This is a genomic window from Marinilactibacillus piezotolerans, from assembly GCF_900169305.1.
Lineage (GTDB): Bacteria > Bacillota > Bacilli > Lactobacillales > Carnobacteriaceae_A > Marinilactibacillus > Marinilactibacillus piezotolerans_A.
Window position 1 is genome coordinate 140,629 of record NZ_FWDP01000003.1, and the last position, 13,907, is coordinate 154,535.

At 41.4% G+C, this 13,907-nt stretch carries 12 protein-coding genes; 3 read left to right on the top strand and 9 right to left on the bottom strand.

Annotated elements, in window-relative coordinates; genetic code table 11:
- The first annotated feature begins 168 nt into the window (after window positions 1–168).
- Window positions 169–2,457, top strand: a complete 2,289-nt coding sequence (locus tag B6F02_RS02530) for a S8 family peptidase (RefSeq protein WP_179128506.1) — start codon at window positions 169–171, stop codon at window positions 2,455–2,457.
- Between the two features lie 95 nt (window positions 2,458–2,552).
- On the opposite strand, the gene B6F02_RS02535 is transcribed toward B6F02_RS02530, so the two are convergent.
- The 8 genes from B6F02_RS02535 to B6F02_RS02570 form a co-directional block, all read right to left on the bottom strand.
- A complete protein-coding gene (locus B6F02_RS02535; RefSeq protein ID WP_080145838.1) occupies window positions 2,553–2,891 on the bottom strand; it encodes a hypothetical protein in 339 nt (112 codons plus the stop codon).
- Window positions 2,892–2,991: 100 nt separating this feature from the next.
- Window positions 2,992–3,705, bottom strand: a complete 714-nt coding sequence (locus B6F02_RS02540) for a hypothetical protein (protein ID WP_080145839.1) — start codon at window positions 3,703–3,705, stop codon at window positions 2,992–2,994.
- A gap of 41 nt (window positions 3,706–3,746) precedes the next feature.
- The gene (locus B6F02_RS02545) at window positions 3,747–4,436 is read right to left on the bottom strand and encodes a hypothetical protein (protein WP_080145840.1); all 690 of its coding nucleotides are present in this window, start codon (window positions 4,434–4,436) and stop codon (window positions 3,747–3,749) included.
- A 25-nt stretch (window positions 4,437–4,461) separates the two neighbouring features.
- Window positions 4,462–5,352, bottom strand: coding sequence for a hypothetical protein (locus B6F02_RS02550; protein WP_080145841.1), 891 nt, complete (start codon window positions 5,350–5,352; stop codon window positions 4,462–4,464).
- Window positions 5,330–6,280 (bottom strand): ABC transporter ATP-binding protein, encoded by a 951-nt coding sequence (locus B6F02_RS02555; protein WP_080145842.1) that lies wholly within the window; start codon window positions 6,278–6,280, stop codon window positions 5,330–5,332. Before B6F02_RS02555 ends, B6F02_RS02550 begins: the two co-directional genes overlap by 23 nt.
- Entirely contained in the window at window positions 6,277–7,470 is a 1,194-nt protein-coding gene (locus tag B6F02_RS02560) for a hypothetical protein (protein WP_080145843.1), read from the bottom strand. The genes B6F02_RS02555 and B6F02_RS02560 overlap by 4 nt, the downstream gene beginning before the upstream one ends.
- Window positions 7,471–7,483: 13 nt before the next feature.
- Window positions 7,484–8,683 (bottom strand): hypothetical protein, encoded by a 1,200-nt coding sequence (locus B6F02_RS02565; protein ID WP_080145844.1) that lies wholly within the window; start codon window positions 8,681–8,683, stop codon window positions 7,484–7,486.
- Between the two features lie 254 nt (window positions 8,684–8,937).
- The gene (locus B6F02_RS02570) at window positions 8,938–9,417 is read right to left on the bottom strand and encodes a GNAT family N-acetyltransferase (protein WP_080145845.1); all 480 of its coding nucleotides are present in this window, start codon (window positions 9,415–9,417) and stop codon (window positions 8,938–8,940) included.
- Between the two features lie 127 nt (window positions 9,418–9,544).
- Here B6F02_RS02570 and B6F02_RS02575 point away from each other — a divergent pair, with 127 nt between their 5' ends.
- Window positions 9,545–10,516: an ABC transporter ATP-binding protein gene (locus tag B6F02_RS02575; protein ID WP_080145846.1), complete on the top strand. Its 972-nt coding sequence runs from the start codon at window positions 9,545–9,547 to the stop codon at window positions 10,514–10,516.
- Window positions 10,513–12,030 (top strand): ABC transporter permease/substrate-binding protein, encoded by a 1,518-nt coding sequence (locus B6F02_RS02580; RefSeq protein WP_080145847.1) that lies wholly within the window; start codon window positions 10,513–10,515, stop codon window positions 12,028–12,030. The genes B6F02_RS02575 and B6F02_RS02580 overlap by 4 nt, the downstream gene beginning before the upstream one ends.
- A 610-nt stretch (window positions 12,031–12,640) precedes the next feature.
- Here B6F02_RS02580 and B6F02_RS02590 read toward each other — a convergent pair.
- Window positions 12,641–13,828 carry a M20 family metallopeptidase gene (locus B6F02_RS02590; RefSeq protein ID WP_080145849.1) on the bottom strand — a complete coding sequence of 396 codons (1,188 nt, stop codon included), beginning with the start codon at window positions 13,826–13,828 and terminating at the stop codon, window positions 12,641–12,643.
- Between the last annotated feature and the right edge of the window lie 79 nt (window positions 13,829–13,907).

Sequence of the window (13,907 nt, forward strand, 5' to 3'; positions counted from 1 at the left end):
ATTGTTTTATTAACAAAATTTGACAGTTGGTGAAAAAAGTCAACGAATTAGAGTGATTTCTTTCTATTATTGTACCATGTATGTGATAAGATACTTTTAATGATTCATGATTTATCTACAAATATGACTAAGTTTTTGTACTTAATTTACTTAAAAGGAGATTCATCAGTGAAAAAACGTCTTAAAAATATTGGATTTATTTTCTTTACAGCTTTACTGATCATTGTATTTGCTCTTCCTGATTCTACTATTTTAGCACATGCACAACAGACAGATGAAGAAAAAATGGTCGATATTGTTGTCAGATACCATGATACCGTACCTAATGAAGAAGATCTTGATCCAGCTTATGAAAATGTAAATACATTGAGTATTCTGCCGATCCAGACGATGACCGTTCCAGAATCTGCCGTCAAGGAGATCAGCCGCCAAGAGTCAGTCAAACGAGTCAGTTACGATCCAGAAGTAACAACTTCTGAAACAAGCAGAACTCTGACAGCAAATGACTGGAATAATCAGATGATCGGATCATTCGATGCTTGGGATGACGGATTTACAGGTGATGGAGTAAAAGTTGCGGTTATTGACACAGGATTTGCTCCCCATCCAGATATAACTTATGCCGGCGGCCACAGTATCTTTGACGGAAAAGGAGAAGATGCACTCTCTGCAGATCCTTATACCAACGATCATGATGGTCACGGAACACATGTAGCGGGTATTATCGCCGCTGCTGTCAATTCTCCGGTCCGCGGTATTGCACCCGGTGTAGAACTATATGGAATTAAAGTTTTTCATAAAACAAAAGGAAACTCAACATCTGCCAGCAATCTGATGGAAGGTGTTCAGTGGGCATATGAAAACGGAATGGATGTTATCAATATCAGTTCTGGATATAATACTGATAACCAAGAATATCATGATCTATTTAAAGCCGTGGTGGATGCTGGAATAACCGTTGTCGCAGCTAGCGGAAATAAGTCAGATGCTAATCCAACAATCGATTATCCGGCTGCTTATCCTGAAGTTATTGCCGTATCCAGTGTAGGTGAAGACACTCAGATCGCTCATGATGCTATGATTTCTCCTAAAAATGAACTGGTCGCACCGGGGCAGTCTATCTATGGTCTAAATACTTCTGGGGGCTACCAGACTTTATCCGGTTCATCACAAGCTACGCCTCATGTCTCTGGGCTGGTTGCCATTTTGAAACAGAAATATAAGACATTGACCGCTGGCCAGATCAGAACAAAACTTCAAGAAAGCGCCATGGATCTGGGAGCAGACGGTAAAGACAGTACTTATGGATATGGACTTGTCCAGTATCCATCTGAAAAAGAAGACTCTGCTGATTCAGGCGAAGACGAAACAGGTTCTGAAACACCAGGAAATTCACAGGAGACACCTGAAGAAAATACCGATAATGAACCTTCCAATGACCAAGACGAAACAGACACCGAAGAAGAAACCAGTGAAAATCAGCCAGAAACAAAACCAGACCCTTCTGAAAATAATCCTGTAGAGGAAAAACCAGAAGAATCACCTGAAACAGAACAGCCACAGACAGAACCTGAACAAGAAGCCGGCGTTTCAGTAGATACCGTATGGGTTCGTCCTACCGAACGCGAAGGTATGGCTGCTCTCAATGATGAGGATCTCGCAGCTGTAGCCGATAATGGATCTCTAGCGGTCTCGTTTGATTATTCCATGAGCAGTTTGACTGACCTGCAGTTGTCCGAGAAGCAGGTTCAAGAAGTAAAAGCTCGTAATCTGACTATTATGGTCGCTAAGCCAGAAGTTGAATGGGTGATTCCTGCTAGCAACTTCAAACAAGGTACTGCCACTATCCGAGTGACAGATAATCCGAGTATGGAAACCGCTCAAGCTCAAACAGCCAGCAGTGCACTTTATCAGTTTGAACTGTTTGTAAATGGACAACCGGTCAATGAAATGAACGCAGAAATGACATACCGCTTCTTTGCAGATTCAGCAACTTCTGATCAGCATCGTTTATATCGCTGGAATTCAACTGATCAACAATGGTCAGAACTTTCCAGTACGTATAGTAAAGGTGCTTTTGTAGGTACACTGAATCAAACAGGAATCTTAGGCATCTTTTCTCCAGCAGCATTTGCGGCGGCAACCGCTGAGGGAAACGAAACAACTGAAGAGGAACTAAAAGAAAAAACGGAAAAAGATCCATCTGAAGCTGAAGAAGATAAAGCCGAAGAGTCCGATAAAGAAACGGAAGAAAAAGTTGAAGCGGAGGAAGCTGACCCATCAGATATCGTTGAAGCTGCAGAACAAGCTTCATCAGAATCCGCATCTAATGAAACAGAAACCGCTCAAGCCGGAGTATCTGAAACAACAGATATCCCTTCTCCTTTATTGATTACCGGTGTCGTAGCTCTGCTGTCATTTGGCGGAGGATTCTACTTCTTTGGGAAATCTAAATAGCGGATAAACAGAAAAGAGATCTCCTGCAAGCACTCACCACAAAGCTCAATCTTTCTAATGAGCTTTATGACTTGCTTGCGGAGATCTCTTTTTCACTATCTGTAACTGTATGAGCTCCTGCTTCTGCGTTTACCTTTATTTCTGAAATAGAAAACAATTGGGTTCAGTACACTTAATACAACGGTTGCTATAAAACAATAAAACGTAATAGAATCTCCTCTGAATGAGTAGGCATCTACTATTCTGCTTTCTACGACGAGCAACGTACTTGAAATGGCTAAATGCGATATTGAAATCATCAATATTGAGTAAAGATTGATCTTAGAATCTCTTCCCTTTGGAAGCAGCGAAAGAATCAAAAAAACGACTAAAACTCCCAATACTACGTAAAATACTGGGCGAAACTGTGTAAATACTTCTACTTGATTATCCATTTGTTGTCTCCTTTATTCTACAATTCTGTAAATTCCATTTTACAGAGGAACAGCAACAAACACAATATCCAGTTCATTTCCGATTTTTCTTACATAAACTTTAGTGTTCCAAACTCGTTCCATTTACACTCTGATACCCTAGATTCCATTCCGGGAATACTTGCGAAGGATGAATAATGGTTGCAGGAATCTCACCTGTTGCCTGCTCCGCTTCTTCTTGATTGATGTAAAAGGTTTCCAGATAGTTAGGAGATTCAGCATTAAATCCGCTCTCTTCAAGCCGAGCGTCTGTCAATTGAAAAGCGGCTCCTGCGAGTTGCGTTGGGTCGTCTGTGTAAACCACCTCTCCAGTGTATCGAAAAGCATACTCCCCCTCATCGCCGATCGCAAAGTAATGACTGTTTCCTGTAGAGCCTAAGTATTGATTGTTAAAGGCTTTCGTTACTTCTGTTTCTTCGTACATTTCCAACTTTTTATAATGATCCAGCTGATTCATTGATCGATAAGTTTTGACTAATTCAGGGTCTTCCATTACGGCAGTTCCCATAATCATATAGCGATCCCGAATACCTGGATTCAGAATGCTGGACTGCTCGATCCAGGGCTCATATTCAGTATGCTGCCAATAAGCATATCCTGTCATCCCAACCATTAAAAACACGACCGTAAATAATCCGTTCTTACGTACTTTACTGCCTTTTGTTGTGTAATAAAATAGAAAGATCATTGCTGTCAATGTAATCAGCACAATAACCGCAAGGATGGGTAAAATCATTGTATATAATCGTTCCCCATTTATCCAAAAATCATACATTATTATTCCTCCTGCCGGTCTTTTTCATCTACTAGTATAAACTAAATAGGATTAGAAAAGACCCAGTTTAGTATTACTTCTGAAATCGGCAAGATCTGTCTTGGTAATTCGCCAGTTACTTTTCCTGCGTCTTCACGATTGATATAAAAGGTCTCCAGATAATGCGCTGATTCTGCAATAAAGCTCAAAGATTCAAATCGGTTATCTTTTAAAACAAAGACAGATCCGGATACGTAACTGTTTCTATCCGTGTACTCTACTTCACCGGTATATCGAAATGCATATTCTCCTTCGTCACCGATGGCAAAATAGTGGTTCATACCGCTGGAACCTAAGTAAAGATTGCTGATTTCTCTTTCTGCATTTTGCTCTTGATACATATCCAAAGCACGAAACTGGTTAGATAAATTAACTTTCCGATTCAGCTCTACAATTTCGGGAGAGACAGGTCTGGCTGAGCCGAAGATCTTCCGTTCTGCTCTGATCCCGGGCGTGATCAGGTCTGCTTGCTGCAGCCAGTGATGGTAGTTTGCATGTTGCCAGACTGAGTATCCTAGTCCTCCAGCTAATACGAAAAGAAGCAATCCACCGAACCGCTTTCTGAATTTGCTGCCTTTATGAGTATAGAATAGGACAAACAGCATACTCCCGATAACAATCAGCAGTACAATAGACAGAATAGGTAAGGTTGTTGTATAAAACTGTTCTGCTTCAAGCCAAAATCCAAACATTGCTGCCTCTCCTTTCAGATCCCAGTTATTCTGATTCGATTTTGTTCAGTTCCAGGCTGTGCAGCATCGGCAAGTAGATTTTATCTCCTGTCTCGAATTCGATTGTCGGATCGTTTTCCTGTCCACTTGTCATTTTTTCCATTTGAAGTTCATACTCTGTACTACTGATCAGTCCATTTTCCCATTGCTCCAGCAAGACTTCTTCAGTCAGCAAGCCTCCAGAAGGGATAAGCTCAATGACTCTTGGATTTTCTAGTCCCTGCTGCAGCCAGTACAATATTGTTTTCCTTGGAGCTTGGATATTCGCCAGCTGATATGTCCCCGGTTCAATTTGCTTACCTACTTCATATTGCCCGGCGATCAACTGATTTCCAGAAGCGGGTAAAGCAGACTCAGTATAAGAAACGGTTATTTCCGGACTGTCTCCGATGACTTCAACGGTATGTCCCAGTTTTAAATCCACTGTTGCGTATTTTATCCCTGAAGCATCATTGAATAGACTCTCGAAGTAGACTTTTTCTTGATCATCATAAATTGTAATGTTTCCTACATGAATAATGCGTAAATGAGGAGCAAATTCACTATCAGCACCTTGCAAGACCGCTCGCCCGGCAGGCAGATCTGTTCCTACTTCATAAGTTCCCTCTTCTAGTATAATCGGCTCTGCTTCTGTAAAGGATAAAGCAGGTTCCCATAAGTCTGGACTAAGCTCATATCTAAAATAATAGGCTTTTTCGTCCCCGGTAACTTCCTGTCTTTCTTCATATATTTCAGCAGCTTCTTCATTATACTGAACTGGCTCGCCGTCATACAGCGGTGTACGCAAACCTGTAAATCCCGCACATCCAGAAAGCAGACTACCTAAAAAGATGAGAAAGCCAATTCTCACTAACCTACTTATCTGGTTGTTCTGCATGAGCAGCTTGCCCCCTGTCAAACGAATGGATCTCCAGACCATAGATGTGAGAATAGTACTCTGATGTTCCAAGCGGTCCAATCTTAATTTCAACATCCTCCAGTTTTCGAATGTGTTGATACAGTGCCATTTGCTGTGCTTCATTCAAGCCTTCAATCGGAATACACAGTACACTATTTCCAAGATGAATCGTTTCTTTCGGCAGTAGATCTGCAGCTTCCAACGTGCCAGCCTGTGCTTGGGTACAGACAATTCTAAAGTAGTCTGGTTTCGGCTGATGATGATCATTAACTCTATATAGGATTCTGTCTTTCAGAAAAAAGACTTTATCCGCGTATTCATCCAAATTATCCAACAAATGAGAAGCTACGATAATGATTTTTCCAGATTTTCTCAAGTCGATCAGAATATCTGATACCAGCGAAACATTTTCGGGATCCAGTCCATTCATTACCTCATCCATAAACATGATGGGCGTATTAGCGGCCACCATCATAGCAAAACATAGACGCTGGCGCATTCCTAATGAGTACGTCCCAACCACGCGGTCGACATAATCTCTCATCTGCAGACGATCAATAATCTGCTCTACTTCTTGTTCTCTTCCAGACCAGACTTTAGCGTACATTTTGATATGTTCTGTGCCTGAAAAGTTGTCATACAAATCAGCTTGATTCGGAAAGAAGGTGATTTTTTCATGAAGGGCCAGTACATCTGATTCGCTCGCAGAGTACACTGTTTCATCAATCTTGATTTCTCCTGATTTAATTGGGATAAAGCGCATGATCGCATTAAATAAGGTGGTCTTTCCAGTCCCATTGGGAGCGACCAACCCTATGATCGTACCATTTTCAATTGTAAAACTAATTTTTTCCAGAACCGTTCGTTCACCGTAAGCGACCGTCATGTCTTTTACTGTAAGTGTCATTTTATCTTCCTCCTCTGCAGGCCGAGTGATTGTGTTGGGATGAGATTGAAAATTTGTTTAAAGCTGATTTCCAGCAAGAGCCATATGCCGAGTAAGATGAAAGGCAGCTTCCAGAAAACCAGTCCGTCCAATCCATACTGAAATGCGCTTTCTCCTTGCAGAATCCCCTGAATATTGACGTAAAAAGAGGGTTGCCAGGCAGTTAAAGGCGGTAAACTGTTCCAGATGGCTGGTGCGAAATAAAGTGCAATAACAATCAGAATAGTTAAGTAAATATTCCGTATGATCCAGCTCAGCCCTGTTGTCAGCAGTAGTATAACTAAACTCAACAGCATTCCTGAACCGATCACCAGCAGCATATACTGCCAGCTGGGTATGTATTCTGAAGCCCCATCTATAAAGATTTCGATCGGATATTGCAGCGTGCCGGTTGTTTCAAAAAGCAGACTCACAACGTAACTAATCGCCAAACCAATTAGGGTAACTGTCCAGATGATACCCCAGAACATAAAACTGCGCAGCCGCCACTGCTTTTTCCATGGAATCGGCAGCCCTTGAGAAACGCTCCAGTTTTTGACTTGGTCTTTCGTAAACGCATCTCCTGCCAGTAAAGCGATAAATATGAATAGAATGACGCCTGTTACTAGTTCGACTTGCTGGATCAGTATCTGAGAAGAGGCAAGCGGATTCCACTCAATATCCAGTCCATTTGCTTCAAGCGCTGAATAAAACTTCAAATCCTTCTCTACTTCTGCTCGTGTCGGCAAGTACACTTCTTTTAGCAGTTCGTACGATTCAAATTCCGTTGTTTCATGTAAAAATAGATTATTTTCCGCCAGTTCTCGTCCATTGCTTAAATAATCCGACACCACATCTTCAATACCCGCTACTGTATTTCCTTCCTGCTGCCCTAATATATATTGGTTCAAGCCGATGAGTGTAGCATTTCTTCCCAATGTCCTTTGCACTTCTTCCCCTAATTCCCCATCAAAATGAGATTCAGGAATCAATCGGAAAATCTGTTGTGCATCTGCATATTCTCCCCGCAGCTGAATTTCGGGCAATGTTACCTCCTGTTGACGATAGAGTAAGGAAAATGTTCCGAAAAACACTAAAAAGCCGATAGCCAAAATACGTGTTTTCCAGTCTCTGGCGATTTTCAGCCATTCAAAATAAGCCATCTTTTTCATCGTGATCTCCTCCTCATCGTACAAAAGCCTGTCGTGTTATTTTCTTGGCCGCTATAACATTCAGCCCCTCTGTGATCAGTATCGCTGCAGCAATGACTATCAGTCCGCGACTATAATAATCAGTCAATAGCAGCGCTTCACTGACACGACCGGTGACGATTTTTCCAATTTCCAGATACGTTTGCGGGAACCAGCTGATATCAATTCCCAGCAGTTCTGTTGTTTCCGGTCCGTAATACAATTGCTGGAACAGGATCATAAAAGCACCGATGATCAATACCACTACTTCTTGCTTGAACAACAGACTAAACAGTGTATTCAGTCGTGTTATCAAATAGAAAAACAGTAAAAAATATGGAAGAGCCTTTACAAGGAACGCACCTATTGAATCCAGTGAAATTGGATTACTGTAACCTGAACCCTCCTGCGCTGACCAATCAAATGCCCCAATAGGCAGTGTTACGGTACCAAAGCCATGAAGCAGACCATTCACTAAGAAGAAAACAGCTGTCAACACACCATAAAAACACAAGACAACGAATAAAGCAGTACACGACTGCACCAGCAGATAGGTATACCACTTCATAGGTACTCCTGCCTTTTGTGTCTTTAATTTTCTATCTTTTACCGTTACATCGCTGATCATAAAAATCGCGCCTAAGAAAAGAATGATGGGACCTAGTCCGATCAGAAATAGATGCAGCTGCTGGAAGCTGGTCCGTTCATGAATCGTGTGAAAACCTAATGGATCGATGTTATTTATGTAAAATTGACTTTTCAACGGAAGAAACTGTGATTCCAAGGATGTCCCTAGTACCGGAAGACTAATTTCCAGTTCACGATTGACTTCTGTACGCTCTGTAACGTCAGGCCGATAATCAATAGATAAGTATCTTCTGGCATCTCCCTGTTTCAAAGCGGTCAGCAACTGTCTCTGATTGACATAGTCATTTGCGGCTGCTTCATAGGCGGAAGTCCCTGTCATAATTGATGGAACCGTTCTGCCTTGTGCCAGGTTATCTTCCATTGTCTGCTCATTTCCCAGCATTTCGCGTTCCAGCTGCTCAATATCTACTTCATTTTGTCCTGGTATATTCGGTAAAATAAATACAGCATGGCAGAATACAATGCCTAAGGAAACCACCATGAACAATCGATTTTTCTTATTTCGCCACATATACTTTATCGTCTCTGTTATTAGTTCTCTAATCATTCAAGCGGTTCCTCCAACCATTAAGATGAAAATAACTTCATTATTCTTATTTTTTCCTTATGTTCTTTCATTCTAACATACTTCACCTGCAATAAAAGGATGAATTAAATAAATAAAGAGGAATAAAGCCTAATATCAGTTTATTTTATTTCAAATATATCGTTTATGGGTTAGCTAATTTTATAACCACACCCCTTTTTCCGGTTATAAAAATCAGTATACCTTTTAATCGGCCACTATAATTGTAAGATTATTTATGGAGTTTTTTTTAATAACCATGTATCACAAGCGCTATGTTCTGTACCTTCAAGCGGCTGTTGCAGTGACTCAAATCCATACCTCTTATAGAGATAATTGGCTTTATCCAGAGAAGCAAAGGTCTCAATATATAGTTCTTCATAGTGCTGCTCAGCGAACTGGATCCCTTTTTCCATCAGCAGATGCGCATATCCATTTCCTTGCTCACTCGCTTCAATATACAACTTCTGAAGTTCTCCCGTTTTCGCCGAGTGGTTAAACGGACCAATCCCTCCTCCGCCGATGACTCTGCCTGCTTTTTCCAGCACCCAATATTTGGCATTTGCAGGTTGATAAATCTCGGACAATTGGAACAAATAAGGATCGTAATAGGCCGTTCCTTTCATATCCAAACCTGCTTCTTTCAGGCTTTCTTGAACGATTTCGCCTACTCTCTGATCATCTTCTTTTGTGATCGGTCTAATAATGACTGTCATATTCGGCCACTCCTTTTATTCAAAAGTATAAGCATCTCTTTCTCTTCTCTCAAGACTTTTCTTTAAAAGAAACACTCCACCTTTTGTTATACTGATTCATAACAATAAGTATTAAAAGGAGCTGCCTATGATTCGGTTCGAAAAAGTTTATAAACGGTACAATGACACGGATGTTGTTTCAAACTTTACACTGGAAATCAAAAAAGGAGAGTTTTTCGTCTTGATTGGTCCCAGCGGAAGTGGAAAAACAACAACTTTGAAGATGATCAATCAGCTGATTGACCTTACCCAGGGATACATACGCATTGAAGGTAAACCGATCAGCGACTTTAACTTACAAGAATTGCGCTGGAACATCGGCTATGTTCTTCAACAAATCGCGTTGTTTCCAAATATGACGGTAGAAGAGAATATACTGATCGTCCCGGAAATGAAAAAATGGTCCAAAGAAAAAATGAATGAGCGCGTAGTAGAACTACTGGAAAGTGTAAACTTAGATCCTGAAAAGTACCGCAACAGAAGAATTTCTGAATTGTCCGGAGGAGAACAGCAGAGAATTGGTGTTGTTCGGGCATTGGCAGCAGACCCTGATATTATCTTAATGGATGAGCCTTTCAGTGCTTTAGATCCGATTACACGAAGCAGTCTGCAGCAAGATGTGCTGAAACTGCAGAGAAAATTCGAGAAAACCGTCGTCTTTGTTACACATGATATGCAGGAAGCGGTCGATTTAGGAGACCGTATCTGCTTGATGAATAAAGGCAGAATCGAACAAGTCGGAACAGCCGAGGACATTCTGGAACATCCTGCTAATGATTTTGTTCAACAGTTCCTTCAAACAGGGTTGCCGCATTATCAAAAAGAATCCGTTGTGCAGGATATGATTGATGCCGGTTACTATCAAAACGAACCGCAGGCATCATCCGCTCATTTAACGAGCCAGTCTCCTATAAAAGAGCTGACAATATCACTTTCTGAATATGAGGCTGTATCGATATCAAACCAGCCTGACACAAAAACGTATACGATCACTAGAGCCGATTTGATTCATTTTCTGGCTCAAGAAGCGGTTGCTTCAAAGGCAGGTGATCAACGATGAACCTTATTGAAACTTTTCAGCAGCGAAGCGGTGATTTTTGGATCGCTTTACTCGAACATATGCAATTATCCTTTATATCGATCTTGATTGCTGTATTGATCGCCGTTCCACTAGGTATCTGGTTGATCGGGCATAAGCGAATCGCAGAACCGATTATTCAGTTGACCGCTATTTTCCAAACGATTCCTTCACTGGCATTGCTGGGTCTGCTGATTCCCCTTATCGGAATCGGATCTTTACCCGCTATTATTGCTCTAGTCGTTTATGCGCTGCTGCCGATTTTAAGAAACACATATACTGGATTGGCTGAAATTGATCCGGCATTGAATGAAGCTGCGGATGCAATGGGGATGAGCCGGTTTAAAAAGCTGCGCAAAGTACAGCTGCCGATTGCACTGCCGGTGATCATGGCCGGTATTCGTACTGCAATGGTCTTGATCATTGGTACAGCAACCGTTGCGGCTTTGATCGGAGCCGGCGGATTAGGGAGTTTGATTCTTTTAGGAATAGACCGCGGAAATAATGCGCTGATTATTTTAGGAGCTGTCCCCGCTGCCTTGCTGGCGATTTTCTTTGATGGACTATTGAGATACCTGCAGAAAACCACTTTTAAGAAAACCATTATCCTGCTGACTGCGACACTAGTAGGATTTGCCGGTGTAGTCTTTCTTCCACCTCTGTTCAATGAGGAAGAAGATATTATTGTAGCGGGCAAACTGGGAACTGAGCCAGAAATTTTGATGAATATGTATAAATATCTCATTGAAGACCAGTCTGACCTATCCGTGAGAGTCGAGCCGAACTTCGGAAAAACAACTTTCGTATTCAATGCTTTGGAGTCTGGCGAGATTGATATCTATCCAGAATTTACCGGGACTGTTCTCTCTACTTTCCTTAGTGAAACACCAGAACCCGGCTCTTCAGAAGAAGACGTGTATGAACGGGCTGCTGCTGGATTGGAAGAACAGTATGATATGCAGCTGCTTGAACCTATGGCGTATAACAATACCTACGCTCTAGCGATTCCTTCTGCTTTATCTGAGGAAAGCGACCTTCAGACGATATCTGATCTGATCCCAATCGCGAGTGACTTGAATGCCGGTTTTACACTGGAATTCAATGACCGAGAAGATGGATATCCAGGCATTCAAGAGCTGTACGGGGTTACCTTTGGAAATGTCCAGACAATGGAACCGCAACTCAGATACGAAGCCATCGAACGTGGAGATATTGATGTGATAGATGCTTATAGTACGGATAGTGAAATCCAACAGTATGATCTGACTGTACTGGAAGATGATGAGAATTTATTCCCTCCTTATCAAGGAGCGCCGCTTATGAGAAGCGAGCTGCTGGAGACGCATCCGGAACTGGATGACATTCTGAATGTTCTAGGCGGAAAAATCACAGATGACCAGATGCGCTCCATGAACTATCAAGTCAATGTAGACGGACTTTCTGCAGAAGAAGTTGCTAGAGAATTTCTGGTTTCAGAAGGTTTATTGAGTGAATAACTTATAAACACACCTGGTACAAAATGAACTGAAAAGTTGAACTCCATCAGACTCAAGCGATTAAATTCTTGAGTTTGATGGAGTTTTTAATTGTTTTATTTTTTCAATTATTATTCAAAAAATACTTTTTTGTTAATTATTTTAGGTTCTCTAATCCATTTCGATTGTATAATTTGTTAGCGACTAGTTCTAAGAGTTCCGCTACTATTAAAGGGCTCCAATAGCAATATTGCAACTAGTTCTGATGAATTCGCTTCATGAAGTGGTTCCAATATCCTTATTGCAACTAGTTCTGATGGATTCGCTTCATGAAGTGGTTCCAATTTCCTTATTAGAACTAGTTCTGACGGATCCGCTTCATGAAGTGGTTCCAATATCCTTATTAGAACTAGTTCTGATGAATTCGTTTCATGAAGTGGTTCCAATATCCTTATTAGAACTAGTTCTGACGGATTCGCTTCATGAAGTTGTTCCAATACCCTTATTAGAACAACTTCTAAAGGATAGACCAGAAAAAGCCGAGCAAATTTGTACTGATGTACAGTTCTACTCGGTTAATCTATATAAAAGAGCTTTACATTCTCTCGTCCCAAGCGCCTTTTTTATTTAATTAACCCTGCTTCAACATAGTTTGTTTAAATTCTTCTTTCACCGCTTGCAGCAATGGTTCATTTGTAATGAGATCAATTGCCGTTTGCGTGAACGCCGCAATGGTCTTTTCCATTCCGTCATAAGCCGCTTCTGTTTTCGTGCAGTCTCTGAATTCAACGGTATGGGCCGAAACAAATTTTCCGCTTGTAATCTCGAAATATGGATTAATGGCAGGGACAACCTGACTGACGTTTCCCATGTCCATTGACCCCATTGAATCACGTTCTTCAACTTGCATTTCGATCCCCAGCTCTTTCATATTCTGATTAAATTGGTTGGACAGTGTCTCATTTGTAATCAGATTTTGGTAGCTGGCTTCGTAGTGACCCCACTCCATCTTGCATCCTGCTGCCATCGCACCGGCTTCTGCACATTGAATGACTTTTTCTCTAAGCTCATTTAAATAAGGCATGTCCATTGCCCGTACATAAAACTCTGCTCTAGTGTAATCAGGGATAATGTTTGCCGCTTCCCCACCCTCTTTTATGACGCCGTGCACACGAGCAGAAGGTCGAAGTTGTTGTCTGAGGGCATTAATATTATTGAAGGTATTCAAGCAGGCATCCAAAGCATTAATGCCTTCAAAAGGCGCTGCTGCTGCATGAGAAGTTTTTCCGTAAAAACGGAATTCAACAGCTTCCATCGCCATAGAGGTTCCGCTCGCATAGTAGCCGTCTGATGGATGTGTGCAGAACGCTACATCAATGTCATCGAAAGTATCGGCAGCTGCCATCGTCACTTTATCTCCATTGGTTTCTTCCGCTGGAGTTCCTAAAACAACGACCGTCCCGCCGATTTCATCTACCAGTTTAGAAAGGGCTATTCCGGCGCCTGTATCTGTTGTTCCTAATAAATTGTGACCACATCCATGACCAATACCAGGCAGCGCATCAAATTCAGAGAGATACGCAATGGCTGGTCCTTCTTTTTCCCCTTTATACACCGCTCTAAAGGCAGTTTCTATACCTAAATAAGGATATTCCACTTCAAACCCATGTTTTTCAAGCAAATCAACATGTGCTTTAGAAGAAAGAAATTCCTTATGCCCCAGTTCGGGGTGATCATATATGTATTCACTTAACGCCTGTAATTCCGGACGCAATTTTTGAATAACCATTTGGATATTTTTTGTATATACTTTATTCATTGTCTCTCGACCTTCTTTCATTACGTATAATTTAGATTATTGTACCGGTCAGAGAAGAGTCAGTCAATCATTTTAATGA